The organism is Flavobacterium sp. (assembly GCF_049240005.1).
Classification (GTDB): domain Bacteria; phylum Bacteroidota; class Bacteroidia; order Flavobacteriales; family Flavobacteriaceae; genus Flavobacterium.
The window spans coordinates 1-22,879 of record NZ_JBMLTK010000094.1; the positions used below are offsets into that span (position 1 = coordinate 1).

The following is a 22,879-nucleotide window of genomic DNA, read 5'->3' on the forward strand; positions in this document are numbered from 1 at the left end:
TAATTGCACAAGCCGAAGTTTTTCAAGATGGAAACGTAAGATTACAATTAATGCGTGAAGACATTCCAATTTCTAAACGATTAAGAATGGGTTTTATGGTTAATACAGATACAGAATTCATGCTCGATGCTCGTTATATTTTAAAAAGAAATGTAAGTCTGAGAACGCATTACGATAGTGATATGGGATTTGGGGTTGGTATAAATTTGAACTATTAAAAAGGCAAAAGCCGTGCTGCATTTCTGTAACACGGCTTCAACAAACAATTAAAAACTACTTTTTGGCTTTTGCTTTGACAACTTTACCCCCTTTTACATACCTGAAACCTTTTTTTAATGTTCCATCTTTTTTAACTCCTTCTCGGACAATTACTCTACTGCATAATTTTTTTGCTGAGATTCTTTTTTTACTTTTCGGTTTTGCTTTTTTACTTACCATGATTTTGAATTTTAATTATTTAACTTTAAACGATAATTTTCTTTTACTTTTTGCTTCTGTTGGTTCACTTACTACCTTTTTATAATACATCGAGTATTTAAAAGTGAGGTCATTTCCTCTGTTTTTTTCAAGCGTGGCAAACCTTTGTTTTGGGTCTTGATGCGAGGAACAATGAATTACAGAAGTTGGATTGTGCGCCATCTTGTTACCGCCATACATTGCCCCATTTTCTTTTACCTGAGATATGAAGCACCAAATTACTTTTGGGTAAGTGGTTCTTAAAAAATTCAATTGGTCGGCTGTAATTTTTAAATCCGTAACGGAATCCGCTATAATGACTTTAACCACTTTACAGAAATCCTGTAATTCTTGAAAGGGTTTTTCTAAATAACCTTTTATAGCTATGTATCGTCTTCCTTTCTCGCTTGTATTTCGGTTGATGCTGTCTAGTGTATCTTTACTTTCAATCCCTCCTTGTTCATAATCGATGTAGGCTACTGGAGTTTGTTGTTCTCCAAAAGCATTAGCAATTTGCATAGCCAGCTGTGATTTTGAACTGTGTTTATTTCCTTTAATCAAGATGAGTGCTTTGTGTGGCTGTTGCTTTTGCAAAAACTTTCCAATCTCTCGCTCCCCAAAGTCTCCCGACTTTGAGGTCATATCGAAATACTAACTTTCAACCGTAATTGAAGAAAACACGTAACAAAAAAATCTAAATCAATGCCCCGCCTGTAAGCGTGCATCGTTTGGGTCGTGTTTGTGTTTGAAGAATAAGCCAAATAAAATAGCTATGACTAAGGCGTAAGCCGCAAACGAAAGCCAGATGTTGTGCCAATCGCGAACGCCGTTGGTTGTAAAAAAGGCGTCGATGAGTTTCCCGCTGATGAGTCCGCCGAAAAAAGCACCAAAGCCGTTACTCATCATCATAAACAAGCCTTGCGCTGAGGAACGTATTTTAGAATCGGTTGTGGTTTCCACAAATAAAGATCCCGAAATATTAAAGAAGTCGAACGCCATACCGTACACGATACACGACAAGACAATCATCCATAATCCGTCGCCTGGATTTCCGTATGCAAACAAACCAAATCGCAGTACCCACGCCAACAACGAAATCATCATCACGCGCTTGATGCCAAAACGTTTCAAGAAAAACGGTATGGCCAAAATAAATAAGGTTTCGCTTACCTGTGAAATCGACATAATTAACGTCGATTTTTTCACGACCACGCTATCGGCATATTGCGGCATGTTTTTAAACTCGTCGAGGAAAACATCGCCGTACATATTAGTTAGTTGTAGTGCTGCGCCTAAAAACATCGAAAACAAGAAAAACAAAGCCATTTTATATTGCCCAAATAAGGCAAAGGCATTTAAACCTAATTTTTCGATTACGGAAGCGCGTTCCGAAATTTGTCGTTGTGGCGCGCAAGCCGGTAAACTAAAGCTGTACAATCCGAGAATGATTCCGGCAATTCCGGAAATGTAAAACATGTTTTCAGAAGCTTTATTTCCCGACAAGTTGGTTAACCACATGGCGGCAATAAAACCTACGGTTCCGAACACACGAATGGGCGGAAACACTTTTACGACATCGTAATTTGCACCCTTAAGAATGTGGTACGCCACCGAATTTGATAATGAAATCGTAGGCATATAGCAAAGCATGGCAGCAAAAACGATCCAGAAAAATTCGGTAGGATTTTGTGCCTGAGGCAAATACAACATAAAACCGGCACTCGCTAAATGCAACAAACCGTACAAGCGTTCGCCGTTTAGATACTTGTCGGCTATGATTCCTGTTAAGGCCGGCATAATAATCGATGCAATTCCTAAGGTAGAAAAAACGGCTCCAAACTGATCGCCACTCCATTGCTTAGTACCAAACCAATAATTTCCGATCGTGATTAACCACGCGCCCCAAACAAAAAATTGGAGAAAACTCATGCCGATAAGCTTCGATTTCAAATTCATGAAGTTCTGTTTTGTGTAAATGCAGCGTAAAGCTAACATTAATTTAGTATTCTCAAAATTTTAGTATCGACGATTGCAAATCCACCATCTTTTCTTGAAAACGATTGCCGCAGCCCGGATTGCAGCGAAAAACCCGCAAGGCCGTACAGCCCTTTTTGCAGTGCGCGGTGGCGACCTCAGGAAGCCAACTGCTGCACGTAGCAAAACGAGCTGTACGGACGCGGATTTGTAGCGAAAAGCCGGAAATGCTGCCCAAAAAAATCGAAAAGACATAAAAAAAGTCGCCTTTTTGGGGCGACTTTCCACAGTTGTTTGTGAACTTATTTTTTACTCCACTCGTTGATGCTGTCTTTGTTCATCTTCACGTAGTCGGCATTCTTAGCAGCTTCGGCAGCAGCTAACGAGATTTTAGCTGTTTCGATAGCGCCTTTTTTATCACCTAACTTCGCTTGAATCAACGACTTCAAACGCGAATACCAGAATGGCTTTTCAGGGCTCAATTCCAAAGCTTTGTTCACATAAGTAAGCGCTTTGGTTAAATCGGCATTCGACTGGTAGTAGTATTGTGCTGCACCGAAGAAATCGTTTGCCGTTGGACCCGACAATACGCGCTCGATGTTAGCCATAGCTGTTTTTTGTGTCGGAACTTCGAATTTCACTGCTACCAAGGTTTTTTCCCAGCTCAATTCTAAATGTGCAAAATTGTTATCTAAGTTATTGATACTGATAGTAAAGCTTTCTACATTTCGGTTTAATTGCTCTGGTTTAGCGGTTGTGCGCAAGGCAACTTTTTCTTCGCTCCATACTTCTGGAGTTCCCCAATTGTCGGTATCGGTGTAGAAAACAATTTCCCAAGCATCGGCTTTAGGTGTAGCGAAAATCGCGTATTTTCCTTTTTTCAAGGTTTTGCCGTCGATGGTTACATCTTCGCTAAAGCTAACCATTGAATTTTGGTTGGCGCCGGTTCTCCAAAGCTTGCCAAAAGGAACAAGATCTCCAAAAATAGTTCTTCCTTTCGCACTCGGACGAGAGTATTCGATGTTTACTTCTGTTAAGCCAACTGTTTGTTGTACAGTAGCTTTCGGGCTAGCCGCAGGAGTTTTTAACTGCGCTTGTAGAAACGAAACGGTGGCAATTGCCAAGATTACTAGTATCTTTTTCATTAGTGTATGGATAAAGTTTTTCCAAAAGTACGAACCGTATTTGGGCTTAATCGTTAAGATTACCTTAAAAAACCGTAATCGTTTGTTTAATGTTTTTCGAAATCGGTTAAACAAAGTATATTTGAAAACATTTTCAAACTATGGCTTTACACATTAAAAGAGGTTCGTTGCGCCTGCCACTTTCGGTAGATGAGGCATGGGAATTTCTTTCAAATCCGAAAAATCTCAAGATAATTACACCAGAAGCTATGGATTTTTCGATCGTTAGCGTAGCCGACCGTCCGATGTATCCGGGGCAAATTATCGAATATGACGTGAGGCCGCTGCCGGGATTTAAAACCCGTTGGGTGAGCGAAATTACCCACGTTGTCGACAAAAAATACTTTGTTGACGTGCAGTTACAAGGTCCGTACGCCTTCTGGCACCACAAGCATTTTATCACTGAAATTCCAGGCGGCGTTTTAATGGAAGACATTATTCACTACCGTTTGCCTTTGGGCTTTCTCGGAGATCTCCTCCACCCTATTTTAGTGAAACCCAAACTAGACGAAATCTTTGCATACCGAACAAAAAAACTAACCGAATTATTTGGAACCTTAGACTAACAATCATGAAAAATATTTTAATTATTGGCGGAACCTCGGGTATAGGAAAAGCCTTGACTGAAAAATTAAGTGCTACACATAAACTTTATGTAACCTCACGTAATCCGCTGGCTAGCAACAATCAAAACCTCACGTATTTACAGTACGATGTTGCTACTGGCGATTTCCCAGCAGCTGCACTTCCGGCACATTTAGACGGTGTGGTGTATTGCCCAGGCACAATAAATTTACGTCCGTTTAAAGGCATAAAACCCGAAACGTTTGAACAAGATTTGCAAGTAAATTTCATTGGTTTGGTAAAGACCTTGCAACAGGTTTTGCCGCTTTTACAGGCAGCTCCGAACGCTTCGGTGATAGCTTTTAGCACGGTTGCTGTAAAAATGGGTATGCCTTTTCACACTTCGGTAGCAGGAGCAAAAGGTGCTATCGAAGGTTTTGCACGTGCCTTTGCGGCAGAATTTGCACCTAAAATTCGCATGAATGTGATTTCGCCTTCGTTAACCGATACGCCGCTTGCAGATAAGTTTTTAAACAGCGATGTGAAGCGCGAGAAATCGGCCGAACGTCATCCGCTTAAAAAAGTCGGTACACCTGAGGAAATCGCTTCGGCGGCAGCTTATCTGTTGTCTGAAGATTCCAGTTGGATTAGTGGTCAGATTTTCCATATCGATGGAGGAATGTCGTCTTTATTAACTTCGGTATGATAGTTTTTTGGTTTCGACGCGATTTGCGTTTGCACGACAACGCCGGCTTAGCTGCTGCCTTAGCCACCGGACAGCCGGTTTTACCGCTTTTTATTTACGATACCGATATTTTGGATCATTTGCCGAAAGACGATCATCGATTGGCATTTATTCATCAGCTTTTGGAACAAATACAATCGCAGTTGCAGAAGCACGGGAAATCGCTCGCTACTTTTCACGGAAAGCCGATCGATGTATTTAAGAAATTACGCGAAACGCAAGGTATCACAGCTATTTACACCAATCGCGACTACGAACCGGCCGCGCGCGAACGCGATAAAGCCATTTATGAATGGGCTTGCGCCGAAAAAATAGAGTACAAGAGTTTCAAAGATCAAGTGATTTTTGAACGTTCGGAAATTGTGAAAGACGACGGGAGTCCGTACGTGGTGTACACGCCCTATTCCAAACGCTGGTTGAGTGTTTTCGAAAACAAAACGCTAGAAACCTATCAAAGCGATCACACCTTTGAGCCGTATATTGTACACTCGTTCCCGTTTTTAGGTCTTGCCGACATTGGTTTTACCGAACCCACAATCAAAATTGAGGAACCGAATATAGCCGCATCATTAATTGACGCATACGGCGAGCAACGAAACTTTCCTGCCGTGAAAGCCACCTCGAAATTGAGTCCGCATTTGCGATTTGGTTCTGTTTCGATACGCGAATTGGTTCAGAAAGCCAATAAAAGTGCCGATAAAACCTTTTTGAAGGAACTGATTTGGCGCGAGTTTTTTATGATGATTTTGTATCATTATCCGCATACCGTAACCAAGAGCTTTAAGCCAGCCTACGACCGGATTGAATGGCGCAATAACGAGGAAGAATTTAAAGCTTGGTGTGAAGGAAAAACCGGATTTCCGATGGTGGATGCCGGGATGCGCGAACTGAACCGAACCGGCTGGATGCACAATCGGGTGCGTTTGGTTGTAGCGTCGTTCTTGTGCAAGCACTTACTGATCGATTGGCGCTGGGGCGAAGCGTACTTTGCATTGAAACTCTCCGACTACGAACAATCGAGCAATGTAGGCAACTGGCAGTGGGCTGCGGGCAGCGGCGTTGATGCTGCGCCGTATTTCCGAATTTTCAATCCAGCGGAGCAAATCAAAAAGTTTGATCCGAAATTGGTGTATTGCAAACGAAATATCCCTGAATTGGAAACTTTGTACTATCCAAAACCAATCGTCGACCACAAAATTGCGCGCGATCGCTGCTTGCAAGTCTACAAAGCCGGATTAGAATCGTAAAGCACGGATTTTTTCCGCGTTAAGCTCCGAAAAATGATTAATCACCAAATTAGCGGTGTTGTAATTTTGGTTTACGCTGTGCGGACTCTTATAACCTACGCAAAAAACACCTGCGGCATTTGCAGCTTTGATACCGTTTGTGCTGTCTTCGATGACAATACACGCCGATTTTGGTGCACCTGATTTCGCTACAGCATCCAAAAAAATTGCGGGATGTGGTTTCGACTGCGGAAAATCTTCGCCACTAACGATGTAAGAAAAGTACGGATGTAAGGCAAAGCGGTCGAAGACACGTTTAATGGTTACTTTCGCCGAAGAAGACGCTAAAAGTAACTGAAAACCAGAACTATGCAACGATTTAATGAGATCGAATGCGCCTTCAATTAATTCCAAATCGGGTTTGGTATCGAAGGCGTCGTTGAACAAATCGCGTTTTCGATTCACTAATTCGGCGGGATCGTGCGGCAACTGAAAATGAGCTACAATTTTTTGGTAGGTATTTATGGTGGAATAGCCGGTAAATGTTCCGTACAATTCGTCGGGAACATCTATGTTTAACTCTTTAAAATGCTGGTGATAGGCGTAGTAATGAATGGGCTCGGTATCTACAATAACGCCATCCATATCGAAAATTACGGTATTTATCATGCTTAGATCTTTTTCAAAAAAGTACAACTAAAAGGCAACAATAACGGTTGTTTTAGCGACGCAAAGGAACGTATTAATACACGTAACTGGAAATAAATTTAGGTTAAGATTTAAGAGTTTTCGCGCCTTTTTTTGCTTGGAAAAAAATGTTGAAATTGATGAAAAGTGCAGCGAACTACAACTTTTTTCGGTGGATTAAACCTTATGAACTAATTTCGGTCATATTCAAAACGGCAATTTGAAAGACGACGCGTTTATATGGGCACAACTATCCGATCCGGCCACGCAGGAACGTGCCTTTGCGTTGTTGGTAAAAACGTACGGCAAACGCTTGTATGCGCACATTCGTGGAATTGTGATTAGTCACGACGACGCGAACGACGTACTTCAGAATACCTTCATCAAAGTTTTTCGCCACATCGATTCGTTTAAAGGCGACAGTAAATTATACACTTGGTTGTATCGTATTGCTACAAACGAATCGCTCACGTTTTTAGAGCAAAAGTCGCGTAAATCGGGCGTTTCTATAGAGCAGTTACAAGCATCGGAATTTGAAACCAGTGGCTTGGATAATGACATGGACGGCGAAGCAATTGCCGCTGCTTTACAAAAAGCATTGTTGCAACTACCAGCCAAACAGCAACTCGTTTTTAGAATGAAGTACTTTGATGAACTTACCTATGAAGAAATTGCCGAAATCACCGGAACTACGGTTGGTGCTTTAAAAGCCTCGTACCACCACGCCGTTCGAAAAATTGAAGATTTTATCCGAGCACTTTAAACCTTTTGGAAACTCAGACGTCAAACCTATATGAAAGATTTTAAACTAGATACACAGCCGAAGATCAAGCCTGTTTTTGAGGCGAGCGACACGTATCTCGACCAGCTGCAAAAGCAGGTAGTTTCTTCCATTCAACAAGAAAAAAACAAAAAAGCAGCATTCAGAATCAGCACGCGCGGAATCTGGAGGTATGCTGCAGCTGCTGTTGTGGTAATTGCCGCAAGCATTCCCATTGTCAACAAATCGTTGGTTACTACCGAGCCCACTTCTTCGGAAATCGAACACGAATTATTGCGAAATGTCGATTTTGGTAGCGTGGCTTTTGCTTTAGATAGCGAACTTTCGCTCGTTACAACCGAAAGTGAATCTACAGATCCTGTTGAAAACGAACTCCTTGAAAATACTAATGTGGAATTCCTAATTACAGAACCATGAAAAAATTACTCCTCATACTACTCATTTGCGCAAGCTCGATTTCTTTTGCTCAAGAAGGTCGAGAAGGCGGACGGATAGACGCCATGCGAATTGCTTTCATCACCGAACGACTCGAACTTACGCCTGCTGAAGCCGAAAAATTCTGGCCGGTTTACAACGCGTACCGCAGTCGCGAGAAAGAAATCCGAAAGTCAAAATACATGACTGTTCGCGGGATTAACAATGCCAATTTAACTGAAAAAGAGGCGGCTACAGCTTTAGCTGAGATTGAAAAAGGTGAAACAGATTTGCATGAAAATCGGCGCGGTTTTATCTCTAAACTAAAGCAAATCATCCCTGCACTTAAAATTTTGAAATTGAAAAAGGCTGAAGACGATTTTAACAGACAGCTTTTAAAAAGATATCGAAATAATAAAGATTGATTGCTGAAAATAGGCACTCGTTTTCATAGCTTTGACGTCTAAAACGGGAGTGCCATTATGATCAATCCTTCGGCAAACGGTTGGATTAAACGATTTTTCACCGAACTCAATCTGAGCGTGAAACCTGCGCAAGATCGCGAGTTGTTTTACGACAGCTTGCGTAAAATGGGCATTGTTTACGGTCATGCCATTTCGCTTCCCGCAGAAGAAATTCAACTTGTAGCTAAAATCTCGCACGACGAACTTTCGAAAATCTGCCTACTCTACTCGCATTTTCAAGTGTATCGATTGTTGCAGCTATCAGACGATGCTACCGATTTCGGCACACACCTCATCGCTTTTTACAATCAGTTGTACGGAAATCGCTCTACAATTCTCAAAAAAGTACTGCCCGAATCGGATGTATTCGAAGAATTGGAGGAAATTTTGGAAGAACGCATCCAAACCAATGAGAATATTTTTTCGCGGAACTTCTCGCACGTAATCACAAATGCACTGCTTTTTCAAGACGTTTTGGCATTCGGACAATTTATTCGCCGAAACGAAATTCCAGAAAATTACCTGCGAAAAGTCGAAGAAGTGGCGGTGCAAATAGTACTTCGGGCTTTACAAACACGAGCTACGCCAACACCGTACGACGAACTCATCATCAAAGTTTTTGAAAGTTCGGTTCGCTACGCCAAAATCAAAACCGACAATCGCGAATTACTCGAATCGTTGCCGCTTTCGTACTTCGATGCGCCGCTGGAAAAGTACTATCTGCTCGATTTAGCTGCGTTAGCGCTATTTCATGAAGACGAAGCGCAGCCGATTGAAATTAAGTTTATGGAAGACTTAGCCGTTGATTTGGGATTTGAAAAATCGGTTGGCGCGCATTTCCTGCAATCGGCACACGCTTTTCTGAATACGCACCGAGCTTCCATTCCCTACCTGAATTACAAAAATCCGGTCAAACATTTCTACGACCACGCCGCAACAAACGTATCGCAGCTCATTGTTCGCAACAAAAGCCGACTCCAAAAAGAGCTTTCCAACAACAAAGATTTATTGAAATTACTGACTGATTCGACTGTTAGAAGTTTGGATGAAAAAGAAAAAAAGAAAGTAAAAAAACAGCTGTTGGAGATTTGTAAAACCATTCCTTCCCTAACCATTTTTTTACTTCCGGGCGGCAGTTTGCTATTGCCGTTGTTGGTGAAATTCATTCCGCAATTGCTGCCAAGTACGTTCAATGAGAATCTAGACCAGTAATTTTTAGAATCGCAACTGATACACCAAATCGAGTTCTTTTTCAGAGCTGATGTTCACCTGTAAATCAGTTACAAATCCCGAATTAAGTCCGTAAACCCAGCCGTGCAGCGCCAAATCTTGTCCGTTTCGCCAAGCAGTTTGTACGATCGAAGTTTTTGCCAAATCGTACACCTGTTCTTTAACGTTAATTTCCACGAACTTATTAAAACGGTCTTCTTCCTGCACAATACTATCTAAATACGTGTGATGTAAACGATAAACGTCTTTTATATGGCGAATCCAGTTATCGATTATTCCGATACTGCTGTTGCCCATGGCTGCCTTTACACCGCCACAACCGTAATGTCCGCAAACAATTACGTGCTTCACCTTAAGAACATTCACGGCATAATCTAAAACGCTGAGCATGTTTATATCGCTGTGAATAACCATATTGGCGATGTTTCTGTGGACAAAAACTTCACCGGGTTTTGCACCGATTATTTCGTTTGCTGGTACGCGCGAATCCGAGCAACCAATCCATAGCAAAGGCGGTTGCTGTCCTTTAGCTAAATCTTCAAAAAAATGGGGATCTTTCTCTAAAGATTTCACTACCCATTCGCGATTATTATCTAGTATTTTCTTGTAAAAAGCATCCATCGGCTCGTTTTAAAAATTGTTATCGGTTATTTCTTTTACGACCGTTTGTCGCTTTGCTACGTCGTAATATTGTTCTATGCGCACTTGAGGTACCGTCTCGGGCGCGTTATCGAGTTTGTACTCTTCTTTAAAACCGCGCAGTTTCACACTGATGTTTCGCTCTTTGGCTCTAACTTCGGTAAACTCCTTAATTAAATCCAAAATATCGTGTGCAATATAAACGGTTTGATGCGCGGTAATAAGCACTCGTGAATTTTCTGGAATCGCAGCTAAGGTATTTTTTATCGCTGTTTTATTTAAAAACGAGACTTCCTGAGCCAGACTAATGTGGGTTACCTCGCCGTCGGTGTACATTTCTCGCGTAACATCAAAGGCTTTACGGAGATTTCCCCACAAAACGAAGATGATACTTAAAACCAATCCCAATGCCACGCCAATCAGTAAATCGGTTAAGATTACGGCGAGAAACGTCAGCAAAAAGGGTAAAAACTGATACTTTCCCCGTTTCCAAAAGTGAATAAATACCGAGGGTTTCGCTAACTTGTAACCCACCATCAGCAAAATAGCGGCTAGAGTTGCAAGCGGAATTTTATTCAACAAACCAGGTATAAAAACAACAGCAACCAATAACAATAAACCGTGCACAATAGTCGATAATTTGGTTTGTGCTCCTGCTTCTTTATTCGCCGAAGTTCGCACTACCACCGAAGTCATCGGAAGTCCGCCCAACATACTACTCAACATATTTCCAATACCTTGGGCTTTCAATTCGCGATTGGTATCGGTGTAGCGTTTGTGCACGTCCATTCGATCGGCCGCTTCAATACAAAGTAAGGTTTCAATCGAAGCAATCACGGCAATAGAAAGTGCACTCACCCAAACTTTTGAGTTTTGAATTGCCGAAAAATCCGGTGTGGTAATCAAATCGGATAGTGAGGCCAGGTCTTTTGGAACTGGTAAAGCAACCAAATGCTGTTGCTGCAGTGCCCACGAATGCCCGTTTAGCAGCAATAAACTATTGATTAACACACCTAAAAGTACAACGACCAAAGCGGCTGGTAGCAAGTTAATCTTCTTTAAAAATGGGATGTAGTTCCACGAAATTAGAACAACAAGCGAAACACCAGCAATCAAAATAGCGCCGGGTTCCAAATGTTGAAAAACATCAAAAAATTCCGTAAATGAATTCCGACCATCGGGCTGAACAAAAGACTCATCTCCTTCGTAGTCGGCATCATATCCAAAAGCGTGCGGCAATTGTTTTAGAATAATGATAATTCCAATACCTGCCAGCATACCTTCGATTACATTGTTTGGAAAATAGTTCGAAATGGTGCCTGCCTTGATAAATCCGAGTGCCAATTGAAAAATCCCTGCAATAAATACAGCCAACAGGAAGGTTTCAAAACTCCCAAGATCGATAATCGCCTTAGCAACTATGGCGGTCAAACCGGCTGCTGGTCCCGATACGCTTAAATGCGAATTCGATAAAAAACCAACAACCAAACCACCGATAACGCCAGAAATGATTCCCGATAAGGGAGATGCTCCCGACGCCAAAGCAATGCCCAAGCATAACGGCAAGGCTACCAAAAAAACTACGAGTCCGCTGGAAACGTCCGATTTAATGTGAGAAAATAGTCCGAAGGTTTGCGTTTTCAGCTGCTCTTTTACCATAGGTTATAGCGATTCTTCCAACCAAGCTTTCATCATCCAAATCGTTTTTTCTTGTTCGGAAATAAAATCACTGATCATTGAGTTTGTACCTTCGTCGTTTATCTCGCCGGAAAGTTGCAGCAGCGGACGCTCTAACTCCAGCAATCCCGCCAGCGAATGCACGATTAATTGAATCGCTTTCTCGTCTTCCGAAATCGCTTTTCCCACGGCTAGTGTATTGTGTTTCACATAATCTTCAAAGGTGTGTAGCGGTTGTCCGCCGATCGTTAAAATTCGTTCAGCGATCAAATCAATCTTGAGTTGAGCATCGTTATACAATTCCTCAAACTTCACATGTAAGTCGAAAAAACGCTTTCCGCGAATGTTCCAGTGAATTCCGCGTAAATTCTGATAATACGTTTGGAAACTTGCCAATAAAACATTCAACTGCGCTATCTCTGCCTCGCATTGCTCGGTAGGCAGGCCTAAAAAATTCATCTTTTTCATAAATTCAGCATATTTTAATCAAAGATAACTTTTATAACGAAGTTTAAACATAAGGTAAAACTATACATTCTTATATTTGTATTAATAAATACTATCATGACAATAACGCAATTACAATATGTTCTCGCAGTAGCCGAATACAAGAACTTCACTCTTGCCGCCGAAAAATCGTTTGTAACACAGCCCACGCTGAGTATGCAAATCCAAAAAATCGAAGAAGAACTCGGAGTTTTGATATTCGATCGCTCTAAAAAACCTATTCAATTAACGCCTGTTGGCCAGCAAATTGTAGAACAGGCGAAGAATATTGTCTTGGAAAGCGGACGCATAAAAGATATTGTCGACCAGCAAAAAGGGTTCATCGGCGGCGATTTCAAAATTGGTATCATTCCAACCATCATGCCCACCCTTTTACCGATGTTCCTGAATAATTTCGTCAAGAAATATCCGAAGATTAACCTCATCATCGAAGAGTTAAACACGCAGGCCATCATCGAAAAGCTAAAAAGTGGGCATCTCGACGCTGCGATTGCTGCCACGCCTTTAGACGAAGAGCGTTTAAAGGAATTTGTACTCTATTACGAGCCGTTTGTGGCCTACATTCCCGAGCAAAATAAGCTTTCCCGAAAGTCGCTTATCAAACCGGAAGATCTTGAAATCAATGAAATTTTGCTGCTGCGCGACGGACACTGTTTCCGCGACGGCATCATCAATCTGTGCAACACGATTTCTACCGATAAAAAAGCGAACTTCCAAATTGAGAGCGGCAGTTTTGAAACCATGATTAAGCTAGCCGACGAAGGTTTGGGAATAACGCTGCTGCCCTATTTACATACATTAGATTTATCGGAACGCAATCGCGCGAAGTTGCGCCATTTCGAAGAGCCTAAACCCGCGCGTCAGGTAAGTCTAATTTTTGGTCAAACGGCTTTAAAAATGCACATCATCGAGGCTTTGCGGCAGGTTATTTCAGGTGTGATTCGCGGTGCAATCGCCTTCCAGAACGTCGAGATTATTAGTCCGTTGCCAAATAAGAAATAGATTTTTTTGGGCGGGGCGCAAGCGCACAGGCTTTCCGCGCTACACGGTAGCATGCTCCAATCCTTCCCGCGAAAATAGTGCACAAAAAAACCGCCGATAAATCGGCGGCGGTTTTTTTATAGACATTTCGTAACAAAATTACTACTTCCCTTCTAATGCTTTCAAACGCGCTTTCATGGCTTTTGCTTCTGTTTCCATATCTAAAGTGCGGTACACATTGTATAATGTACTTACAGCATCGATGTTATCGGGCTGTAATTCTACGGTCTTTGTAAGATAAGGCATTGCTCCTTTAAACATATCTTCGCGTTGTTTGCGTAACACCTCGTACTTTTTATTGTCGGCGTCTGAGTTACCGAGTTTGTTCATTTTCTCAACCAACTCCTTCTCGCCGTCGAGTTTCAAAATTGCCAAATTCAAATACGCATTTGCATAGGTCGGATCAATTTCAATAACGCGTTTGTAGTGATTTTCAGCCTCAGTTAAATCTTTGTTATTGTAAGCAATTACGCCCAAATTGAAAATCAAATCTTTGTTATTCGGATCTTTAGCTAATGATTCTTTCACTAGTGCCTTATATGTTGCAAAATCTTTTGTTTGCAAATACAAATTCGCCTCAGAAATAATCAGTGATGTGTCATCCGGATTTGCAGCTCTTGCATCTTTGATTGCTGTTTTAGCTTCTTCTACTTTTCCTTTTTCAACTAAGATAAGTGCAATGTTTCTGTAAATTTCGCCACGCTTGCTTGGAATTTTTTCCTCACGTGGTTTAACGTGTGTCTTTAAGGCAACAAACCTGTCGCGATCTGCTTTCGAATTAAACGATTCTTCACGATCGTTTGCAACATTTGTCGCAAAGTAGGCAGTACCTTCACCAGAATAATTAATGCGCTTTAACTCGTCGTAATACTTTAACGCTGTATCGTAATCTTTTGCGTTCACGGCATAATTTGCAGCAAAATATAGCTTTTCTGGATCGTTTTTATCGAGAACATACATGGCGTACAATATCTCCGAAGTGCCAGCAAATTGCTTTTGTTCTCCTAAACCTACAGCGTAGCTTAAAATCAAGGGTTTTGCAAACTGATACCGTTGCAAAATTTCATCGGTAATTACTTTTTTTCCTAGTTTTTTCTCGTAGTCTAAAACCGCTGTCGCAGCTAGAGCAAAGTCAGAAATTTTCTTTGGCGAAACTAGACCTACCATGGCCTCAGGTGTTGCAGTTTGCCCTAGAGCAATAATTTCGACCATTGGCGTATTTGCTTCGTAGAAAGCTGCATAAATCTTATCGCCTTCTTCAGAAGCTATAGGCTTAAGTTTTTGAACTAAATTCTTGTATTCAGTTACATCTTTCGCAGAAACTTCTGATCTTGAATAGATTTTCTTCAAAGACTTTAACTCGTCTTTTTGTGCAAAAACCGTTACACCACTCAGTAAGGTGAATCCAGTTACTAAAAACACTTTTTTCATATTACGCTATTTAATCCTCCGAAGTTTCAGCCTCCGGATTTTCATTTACAATTTGATCATCACCAGATTCAGTTTCCGATTCTGCTGATTCTTCTTCGTCTTCTTTAACAACTTTCGTTACTGCGGCAATCGAATCATTTCCTTTCAAGTTAATTAAACGAACACCTTGTGTAGCTCGTCCCATAACACGTAAATCCTCCACAGCCATACGAATAGTAAGACCCGACTTATTGATAATCATCAAATCATCGGCATCTGTTACGTTGTTAATAGCCACTAATTTACCGGTTTTCTCGGTGATATTCAAAGTTTTAACACCTTTACCACCGCGATTCGTGATACGATAATCGTCTAAGCTCGAACGTTTTCCGTATCCGTTTTCCGACACAACCAATATTTCGCTGTTCTTATCACTTACAGCAACCATGCCAATTACTTCGTCCGCTTCGTCGGCTAAGGTAATTCCACGAACGCCGGAAGCAGTTCTTCCCATCGGACGTGTTTTGCGCTCTTCGAAACGAACTAATTTTCCAGAACGAACAGCAACTAATATGTCGCAAGTACCGTCTGTTAATTTTGCTTCTAATAATTCGTCGTCTTCACGAATCGTAATAGCAGCAACTCCATTCGCACGTGGACGGCTGTATTGCTCCAGCGCCGTTTTCTTAACCTGACCTTTTTTGGTCACCATAATCAAGAAATGCTTATTGATGTATTCCTGATCTTTCAAATCTTGCGTACAGATAAATGCTTTTACCTTATCATCTTGCTCGATGTTAATCAAGTTTTGTATTGCACGTCCTTTGCTGGTTTTAGTTCCTTCCGGAATTTCGTACACGCGCATCCAGAAACATTTTCCTTTTTGCGTGAAGAACAACATATACTGGTGGTTTGTAGCCACATACATGTGCTCTAAGAAATCTTGGTCGCGAGTTCCAGCACTTTTCTGCCCTACGCCACCGCGGTTTTGCGTTTTGTATTCGCTCAACGGTGTACGCTTAATGTAACCAGCATGCGAAATGGTAATCACCACGTGCTCGTCGGCAATCAAGTCTTCGATACTTACATCACCGCCGCTGTACTCGATTGTTGAACGACGCTCATCGCCGTATTTCTCTTTTATTTCAGCAAGCTCTTCTTTAATCAAATTCATTCGAAGTTCTTTGCTCGCCAACAAGGCACGCAAATGCTCGATCAATTTCATGATTTCGTCATATTCCGCGCGAAGCTTGTCTTGTTCAAGACCAGTAAGCTGACGCAAACGCATGTCGACAATAGCGCGCGATTGTATCTCGCTCAAGCTGAAACGTTCCATTAAGCGTTCGCGAGCTACATCGGTATTCGCTGAACTTCTAATGATTTGGATAACTTCGTCAATATTATCCGAAGCGATAATCAAACCTTCTAAAATATGGGCGCGCTCCTCTGCTTTTCTGAGGTCGAACTCCGTACGGCGAACTACAACATCGTGGCGGTGTTCCACGAAATAGTGAATCAAATCTTTCAGATTCAGCATTTGTGGCCGGCCTGCAACTAGTGCAATATTGTTTACACTAAACGACGACTGTAACTGCGTGTATTTATATAAGGTGTTAAGCACTACATTCGGAACGGCGTCGCGCTTTAAAATGTACACGATACGCATACCGGAACGATCCGATTCGTCACGGATGTTGGCTATACCTTCAATTTTCTTTTCGTTTACTAAATCGGCAGTACGTTTAATCATTTCTGCCTTATTCACCTGATACGGAATTTCGGTCACGATAATCGACTCACGACCTTCGATTTCCTCAAAATGAACTTTCGCGCGGATAACAATTTTACCACGACCAGTTTTAAATGCTTCCTTAACGCCGTCGTAACCGTAAATTACACCGCCTGTCGGAAAGTCAGGTGCTTTAATATGTGTAAGAAGCTCATCGACTTCAATATCGTGATTATCGATGTACGCTAAAGTACCATCGATTACTTCCGATAAGTTGTGTGGCGGCATGTTTGTTGCCATACCTACCGCAATTCCGGATGCACCGTTTACGAGCAAATTCGGAATTTTAGTTGGCATTACCTTCGGCTCGTAGAGCGTATCGTCGAAGTTTAGTTGAAAATCAACGGTTTCTTTATCGATATCCGCCATGATTTCTTCCGAAATCTTTTTCATACGCGCTTCGGTGTAACGCATCGCCGCAGGAGAATCGCCGTCAATCGAGCCAAAGTTTCCTTGACCATCTACTAATAGATAACGCAAACTCCATTCTTGTGCCATACGAACCATGGCATCATACACCGACGAGTCGCCGTGCGGGTGGTATTTACCCAAAACCTCACCGACTATTCTGGCTGATTTTTTGTGCGCTCGGTTGGAAAGAACGCCTAGTTCGTACATTCCGTACAACACGCGACGGTGTACGGGTTTAAGTCCATCGCGAACATCAGGTAAAGCACGCGATACAATAACCGACATCGAATAATCGATGTAGGCTGACTTCATTTCATCTTCTATATTAATCGGAATTAACTTTTCGCCATCGGCCATAAGCTTGAACTATTTTAAAAACTATGTGGTTAAAAAAATCTCGCTAATATAAGGTATCTGCTTTGTGGATGATGAAAATATCATTCAAAAAATCGGGTTTTTATCAACAGTTTTTCTGCACGCCATAGTTGATAAATTAATAGAAAATTAACTGAAAATATTGCAGATTTTTTGTCACTTAGCTGACAGCTTCGCATCAGGGTACAGTTTTTGAAGCTTTTTCAGCAATAATTAAAGACCCAACTTAAAAAAATGGATGATAATTTTTCACCTCGGGTAAAAGACGTAATCACCTACAGTAAGGAAGAAGCTTTACGATTAGGACACGATTTTATTGGCACAGAGCACCTTATGCTCGGCATTTTGCGCGACGGGAATGGCAAAGCGATTAATATTCTCAATAATCTATCTGTCGATTTAGAACACCTACGTCGAAAAGTAGAGGTTTTGAGTCCGCCGAACGAAAATCCGTTAGCAAATAACGACAAGAAAAATCTGCACCTGACCAGACAAGCCGAACGCGCGCTAAAAACCACTTTCCTAGAAGCTAAACTCTACGAAAGCAAAGAAATTAGTACCGCACACCTCTTGCTTTGTATCTTGAAAAACGACTCAGACCCTACAACCAAGCTGATGAATAAGTTGAAAATCGACTACGATTCAGCGAAAGAACAATATTTAAATATGATGCCAATCGACGATGATTTCCAGAAAAACTTGCCAAGAAACGAATCTTACAACGACGATTCAGGACAAGATGACAGTTTAAAAGAAAGTAGTTTCAACAATCCTGGAAATAAAACCAACAAGAAATCGAAAACTCCTGTTCTCGACAATTTCGGTCGCGATTTAACCGAAATGGCCGAAGAAGGAAAACTCGACCCAGTAGTTGGAAGAGAAAAAGAAATTGAACGCGTTTCGCAAATTCTAAGCCGCAGAAAAAAGAACAATCCGCTGCTTATCGGAGAACCCGGCGTAGGAAAATCGGCAATCGCCGAAGGTCTCGCACTGCGAATCATTCAAAAGAAAGTGTCGCGTATTTTGTTCAACAAACGCGTAGTCACACTCGATTTAGCGAGCTTGGTTGCCGGAACCAAATACCGCGGACAATTTGAAGAACGCATGAAAGCCGTGATGAACGAACTCGAAAAGAACGACGATATCATTCTGTTCATCGACGAGATTCACACCATCGTTGGTGCTGGCGGCGCAACCGGTTCACTAGACGCATCAAACATGTTTAAACCTGCGCTCGCTCGCGGCGAAATTCAATGTATTGGTGCCACAACACTCGACGAATACCGTCAGTACATAGAAAAAGACGGCGCCCTCGAACGACGTTTCCAAAAAGTAATCGTTGAACCTACAACCGTTGAAGAAACCATTCAAATCCTCAACAACGTTAAAGGTAAATACGAAGACCACCACAATGTTACTTTTACCCAAGAAGCTATCGAAGCTTGTGTGAAACTGACCAACCGCTACATGTCGGAACGTTTCCTTCCAGACAAAGCCATCGATGCCCTCGACGAATCGGGTTCTCGCGTTCACATCACCAATATCGAAGTTCCGAAAACCATTCTGGAACTCGAAAGGCAATTGGAAGAAGTTCGCGAATTGAAAAATTCGGTCGTTAAAAAACAGAAATATGAGGAAGCAGCACGCCTTCGCGACGACGAAAAACGAATCGAAAAAGACTTGGCAATCGCGCAAGAACAGTGGGAAGCCGACTCTAAATCGAATCGTATCGTAGTTACCGAAGATCAGGTTGCCGACGTTGTTTCCATGATGACGGGCATTCCGGTAAATCGAATTGCACAAACCGAGAGTAATAAGTTGGCTCAATTGCCGGAACTCATTCGCGGAAAAGTTATTGGCCAAGACGAAGCCGTTAACAAAATTGCTAAATCGATTCAACGAAATCGCGCAGGTCTTAAAGATCCGAACCGACCAATTGGTTCGTTCATTTTCTTAGGACAAACAGGTGTGGGAAAAACACAGTTGGCAAAAGTGCTTGCCCGTGAATTATTCGATTCAGAAGATTCGTTAATCCGTATCGACATGAGCGAATACATGGAGAAATTCGCTATTTCTCGACTCATCGGAGCACCTCCGGGATACGTAGGTTACGAAGAAGGCGGGCAATTAACGGAGAAAGTTCGCAGAAAACCTTATGCAGTGGTGCTTCTAGACGAAATTGAAAAAGCACACCCAGACGTATTCAACATGATGCTGCAAGTGCTCGACGATGGTTACCTAACCGATTCTTTAGGTCGAAAAATCGATTTTAGAAACACGGTTATCATCATGACGTCGAACATCGGTGCACGCCAGCTCAAAGACTTCGGACAAGGCGTTGGATTTGGAACCGCAGCTAAAGTTTCGCAAAGCGATGAGTACGCAAAAAGTGTAATCGAAAATGCGTTGAAAAAAGCCTTTGCTCCGGAATTCCTAAACCGAATCGACGATGTTATCGTCTTCAATCCGCTAGAAAAAGAAGACATCAATAAGATTATCGAAATTGAATTGAAAAACCTGTACAAGCGCATTGCTGAGTTGGGTTACCAATTGAATTTATCAGATAAAGCGAAAGCGTTTATTGCCGATAAAGGTTTCGATAAGCAGTTTGGAGCACGTCCGCTAAAACGAGCCATTCAAAAATATGTGGAAGATGCTTTGGCTGAGGAAATCATCACATCGAAAATCGCTTCAGGTGATGAAATCTTTATGGATATTGAAGATAATGCCGAAGAATTAACTGTTTCTGTGAATAAAGCACAAGAACCAACCAGTTAATTATCATCAGCTTTTATTGATCTCAATGGCGTTCAGAAATTCTGGACGCCATTTTTATTATTTTCTTAAACTTAAATCAAAATCGACGTCTTACATTTGGCTTCTTTTACATCAGATAATGTTTGCAGATAAAGTAATTGTTGGAAGCGAAGAATGGTGCTCGTTTCCCGAATTGGGAATCCCATACATCAAGGCACGCGTCGACTCCGGAGCCAAGACCTCAGCCATTCACGCCATCAATATTTCTCCGTTTTTAAAAGACGGCGAATCGTGGGTGAAGTTCGATATCAATCCCATTCAAAACAATGTGCAAACGCTGTTGCATTGCGAAGCTAAACTCGTCGGAAAACGCGTTGTTAAAAGTTCTAGTGGTTTTCGCGAACAACGCTACGTGATCAGTTCTGTACTCAACATCGGCGGCAGCCAATGGACGGTGGAAATTACACTGACCAACCGAGATTCGATGGGATTTCGGATGCTGCTCGGGCGCGAAGCCATGAGCGGACGCGTACTCGTTGATCCGGAACAAAAATACCTGCTCGGAATTCCTTCTTCCGACAGCATCAAAGAAGTGTACAAATTCTCGCAAGTCACCAGTTTGGGATTACGAATCGGCGTTCTAGCCAGCAATCCCGAATTGTACAGCAACAAACGAATTATGGAAGCCGGCGAGATGCGCGGACACGACATGCATTTTTTGAATATCAAAGAATGTTACATGAAACTCGACGCCACAACGCCTCAAATTAGGTATCGGGACGGACGCATTTTAAACGACTTCGACGCAATTATTCCACGAATTCGCCCAAGTATGACCTTCTACGGAAGTGCACTCACGCGCCAATTCGAAACCTTGGGAATCTACTGTTTAAATTCTGCGGCAGCAATAACACAATCGCGAGACAAGCTGTATTCCTTACAATTATTGCTCAATCATGGCTTAGAAATCCCAACAACGGGATTTGCGAATTCGCCTTTAGAAACGAATGATTTAATTAAAATGGTGGGCGGACCGCCGCTGATTGTCAAGCTGCTTGAAGGAACGCAAGGAAAAGGCGTGGTTTTAGCCGAAACAAAAAAGGCGGCAGAGAGCGTAATCAATGCATTTAAAAGTGTGAACGCAAACATTTTGGTGCAAGAATTCATCAAAGAAGCCAACGGAAAAGATATTCGTTGCTTTGTGGTCGATGGTAAAGTGGTTGCCGCCATTCAGCGGGAAGCACTACCCGGCGAATTCCGCGCCAACATTCATTTAGGTGGCACGGCATCGGTCGTAAAAATCACACCACAAGAAAAGAAAATTGCAATCAAAGCCGCAAAAGCCATGGATTTAAAAGTGGCTGGAGTCGATATAATACGTTCCAGTAAAGGTCCGTTGCTATTGGAAGTAAACTCATCACCCGGACTCGAAGGCATCGAAGGCGCTACCAATTTTGATATCGCAGGAAGCATGATCAAATCGATTGAAAAAGTTTTTGAAGCTAAAAATTCGCAGTGGACCAAGAAGCATTTTAAATCGACCGACAAAAACGAAGCGTCGGAAAACTAAAAGCGCTTACTCCTACTTGATATAATGAAAAAGGTCGGACTCTATTCGAATCCGACCTTTAGTGAATTAACAATCAAATATTATTTTAAAGAGAAGGTTGTTTTAGAAAGCAATTCGTTTTTATCGAAGATATTCACATAATACGTTCCCTTTTCGAAATCTTTACCTTTTGCGTCTAAATATTCGCAAATATCAACAGCTTCGTTGTTGTATTCTACTGTTGTAGTGAAGCTGTATGTGAGCGAAGCATCGCCGAAGGTTTCGGTTTTCTTGTCGCCAAGCACATTGTTCTTGCTATCGATAATTTGCACGTAGTATGTACGACTTCCCGACTTGGCAATGGCATTCGCTGCTAAGGCAAAACAAACTTTTAATTTATCGGCACGACTTGCCTTTTCGGTTTCGATTTGTTTTCCAGACGAACGTTGCTTAATTGCTTGTGTGCGCAAATTCATCACAACAATTTTTGATCCTTTTTCAACGGTTTTCGCCAGATTTTCGTTCTGTACGACCAGCGTATCGTTATACTTCTTCTGTTCGCCAAGCGCCACAACAGTGCTATCGCGTTGCTGTGTTAACTCTTCGTTGGCTTTCTTCAAAGTTTCGTTCTCAGCAATTAAAGCCTTGAACTTAGTTTGCAAATCGTTGTAACGCGTTTTAAACTGGCGTAATGAAGCAGCATCGCCTTTCGATTTCTTCAAATCTTCAATTAATTGCACCACTTTATCGCGTTCAGCAATTAATTCATCGCTCAATTCTGTTTTCTCTTCGATAGCTTTATCGTAAATACCTTTTTGAACAGCTAGCGAATCTAAAAGGGCATTTTTCTCCGATTTTACATCAACGATCTCGGTTTCAAGCGTTTTAGCATCGCTGGTCATCTTAAAAATATAAGCTAAACTGGCAATGAGCAATAGCGCTAAAATGACAACTACTGCTTTTAAACTTGAGTTACTTCTTTGTGTATCCATAGTTTTT

At 41.8% G+C, this 22,879-nt stretch carries 22 protein-coding genes; 11 read left to right on the top strand and 11 right to left on the bottom strand.

Annotated elements, in window-relative coordinates:
- A partial coding sequence (locus ACOVQQ_RS09605; RefSeq protein WP_421818009.1) for a hypothetical protein occupies positions 1-218 on the top strand: 218 nt, incomplete at its 5' end.
- A 55-nt stretch (positions 219-273) separates the two neighbouring features.
- Here the strand turns inward: ACOVQQ_RS09605 and ACOVQQ_RS09610 are convergent.
- The 4 genes from ACOVQQ_RS09610 to ACOVQQ_RS09625 all read right to left on the bottom strand — a co-directional run bounded on the left by ACOVQQ_RS09610 (position 274) and on the right by ACOVQQ_RS09625 (position 3,575).
- Complete coding sequence (locus ACOVQQ_RS09610) at positions 274-438, bottom strand: hypothetical protein (protein WP_421818010.1); 165 nt, start codon at positions 436-438, stop codon at positions 274-276.
- Between the two features lie 15 nt (positions 439-453).
- The gene (locus ACOVQQ_RS09615) at positions 454-1,017 is read right to left on the bottom strand and encodes a hypothetical protein (protein WP_421818011.1); all 564 of its coding nucleotides are present in this window, start codon (positions 1,015-1,017) and stop codon (positions 454-456) included.
- Between the two features lie 138 nt (positions 1,018-1,155).
- Complete coding sequence (locus ACOVQQ_RS09620; RefSeq protein WP_421818012.1) at positions 1,156-2,412, bottom strand: nucleoside permease; 1,257 nt, start codon at positions 2,410-2,412, stop codon at positions 1,156-1,158.
- A 320-nt stretch (positions 2,413-2,732) separates the two neighbouring features.
- Positions 2,733-3,575, bottom strand: a complete 843-nt coding sequence (locus tag ACOVQQ_RS09625) for a DUF2911 domain-containing protein (RefSeq protein WP_421818013.1) — start codon at positions 3,573-3,575, stop codon at positions 2,733-2,735.
- A gap of 140 nt (positions 3,576-3,715) precedes the next feature.
- On the opposite strand from ACOVQQ_RS09625, the gene ACOVQQ_RS09630 reads away from it, so the two are divergent.
- The 3 genes from ACOVQQ_RS09630 to ACOVQQ_RS09640 are packed head-to-tail and all read left to right on the top strand — an operon-like array spanning position 3,716 to position 6,170.
- Positions 3,716-4,180, top strand: a complete 465-nt coding sequence (locus ACOVQQ_RS09630) for an SRPBCC family protein (protein WP_421818014.1) — start codon at positions 3,716-3,718, stop codon at positions 4,178-4,180.
- A gap of 5 nt (positions 4,181-4,185) precedes the next feature.
- On the top strand, positions 4,186-4,884 hold the full coding sequence (locus ACOVQQ_RS09635) for an SDR family NAD(P)-dependent oxidoreductase (protein ID WP_421818015.1): 699 nt from the start codon (positions 4,186-4,188) through the stop codon (positions 4,882-4,884).
- A complete protein-coding gene (locus tag ACOVQQ_RS09640) occupies positions 4,881-6,170 on the top strand; it encodes a cryptochrome/photolyase family protein (protein ID WP_421818016.1) in 1,290 nt (429 codons plus the stop codon). The genes ACOVQQ_RS09635 and ACOVQQ_RS09640 overlap by 4 nt, the downstream gene beginning before the upstream one ends.
- On the opposite strand, the gene ACOVQQ_RS09645 is transcribed toward ACOVQQ_RS09640, so the two are convergent.
- Positions 6,159-6,818: an HAD family hydrolase gene (locus ACOVQQ_RS09645; protein WP_421818017.1), complete on the bottom strand. Its 660-nt coding sequence runs from the start codon at positions 6,816-6,818 to the stop codon at positions 6,159-6,161. The two genes, ACOVQQ_RS09640 and ACOVQQ_RS09645, sit on opposite strands and share 12 nt — an antisense overlap.
- A 238-nt stretch (positions 6,819-7,056) precedes the next feature.
- Here ACOVQQ_RS09645 and ACOVQQ_RS09650 point away from each other — a divergent pair, with 238 nt between their 5' ends.
- From ACOVQQ_RS09650 to ACOVQQ_RS09665, 4 genes are read left to right on the top strand one after another with little or no spacing between them, the layout of a single operon-like run.
- A complete protein-coding gene (locus ACOVQQ_RS09650; protein ID WP_421818018.1) occupies positions 7,057-7,599 on the top strand; it encodes an RNA polymerase sigma factor in 543 nt (180 codons plus the stop codon).
- 30 nt (positions 7,600-7,629) lie between these two features.
- Entirely contained in the window at positions 7,630-8,034 is a 405-nt protein-coding gene (locus ACOVQQ_RS09655; RefSeq protein ID WP_421818019.1) for a hypothetical protein, read from the top strand.
- Positions 8,031-8,456, top strand: a complete 426-nt coding sequence (locus tag ACOVQQ_RS09660) for a sensor of ECF-type sigma factor (RefSeq protein ID WP_421818020.1) — start codon at positions 8,031-8,033, stop codon at positions 8,454-8,456. The genes ACOVQQ_RS09655 and ACOVQQ_RS09660 overlap by 4 nt, the downstream gene beginning before the upstream one ends.
- A gap of 57 nt (positions 8,457-8,513) precedes the next feature.
- Complete coding sequence (locus tag ACOVQQ_RS09665) at positions 8,514-9,707, top strand: LETM1-related biofilm-associated protein (protein ID WP_421818021.1); 1,194 nt, start codon at positions 8,514-8,516, stop codon at positions 9,705-9,707.
- A 3-nt stretch (positions 9,708-9,710) separates the two neighbouring features.
- Here the strand turns inward: ACOVQQ_RS09665 and can are convergent, their stop codons facing one another.
- Genes can through ACOVQQ_RS09680 form a run of 3 tightly spaced genes read right to left on the bottom strand, consistent with a single transcriptional unit; the run spans position 9,711 to position 12,509 of the window.
- Positions 9,711-10,346, bottom strand: a complete 636-nt coding sequence (gene can / locus ACOVQQ_RS09670; protein ID WP_298143214.1) for a carbonate dehydratase — start codon at positions 10,344-10,346, stop codon at positions 9,711-9,713.
- Positions 10,347-10,355: 9 nt separating this feature from the next.
- Positions 10,356-12,023, bottom strand: a complete 1,668-nt coding sequence (locus tag ACOVQQ_RS09675; protein WP_421818022.1) for a SulP family inorganic anion transporter — start codon at positions 12,021-12,023, stop codon at positions 10,356-10,358.
- A gap of 3 nt (positions 12,024-12,026) precedes the next feature.
- Positions 12,027-12,509: a Dps family protein gene (locus ACOVQQ_RS09680; RefSeq protein ID WP_298143206.1), complete on the bottom strand. Its 483-nt coding sequence runs from the start codon at positions 12,507-12,509 to the stop codon at positions 12,027-12,029.
- A 96-nt stretch (positions 12,510-12,605) separates the two neighbouring features.
- Between ACOVQQ_RS09680 and ACOVQQ_RS09685 the strand changes: the two genes are divergently transcribed.
- Entirely contained in the window at positions 12,606-13,550 is a 945-nt protein-coding gene (locus ACOVQQ_RS09685; RefSeq protein ID WP_421818023.1) for a LysR substrate-binding domain-containing protein, read from the top strand.
- 141 nt (positions 13,551-13,691) lie between these two features.
- On the opposite strand, the gene ACOVQQ_RS09690 is transcribed toward ACOVQQ_RS09685, so the two are convergent.
- Together ACOVQQ_RS09690 and gyrA are read right to left on the bottom strand one after the other, a co-directional pair.
- The gene (locus ACOVQQ_RS09690) at positions 13,692-15,020 is read right to left on the bottom strand and encodes a tetratricopeptide repeat protein (protein WP_421818024.1); all 1,329 of its coding nucleotides are present in this window, start codon (positions 15,018-15,020) and stop codon (positions 13,692-13,694) included.
- Between the two features lie 10 nt (positions 15,021-15,030).
- Entirely contained in the window at positions 15,031-17,556 is a 2,526-nt protein-coding gene (gene gyrA, locus ACOVQQ_RS09695; RefSeq protein ID WP_094486606.1) for a DNA gyrase subunit A, read from the bottom strand.
- A 252-nt stretch (positions 17,557-17,808) separates the two neighbouring features.
- Between gyrA and ACOVQQ_RS09700 the strand changes: the two genes are divergently transcribed.
- Entirely contained in the window at positions 17,809-20,352 is a 2,544-nt protein-coding gene (locus tag ACOVQQ_RS09700) for an ATP-dependent Clp protease ATP-binding subunit (protein WP_094486607.1), read from the top strand.
- 118 nt (positions 20,353-20,470) lie between these two features.
- Entirely contained in the window at positions 20,471-21,901 is a 1,431-nt protein-coding gene (gene rimK / locus ACOVQQ_RS09705; protein WP_421818025.1) for a 30S ribosomal protein S6--L-glutamate ligase, read from the top strand.
- Positions 21,902-21,981: 80 nt separating this feature from the next.
- On the opposite strand, the gene ACOVQQ_RS09710 is transcribed toward rimK, so the two are convergent.
- Positions 21,982-22,872: a hypothetical protein gene (locus tag ACOVQQ_RS09710; RefSeq protein ID WP_421818026.1), complete on the bottom strand. Its 891-nt coding sequence runs from the start codon at positions 22,870-22,872 to the stop codon at positions 21,982-21,984.
- Positions 22,873-22,879: the final 7 nt, after the last annotated feature.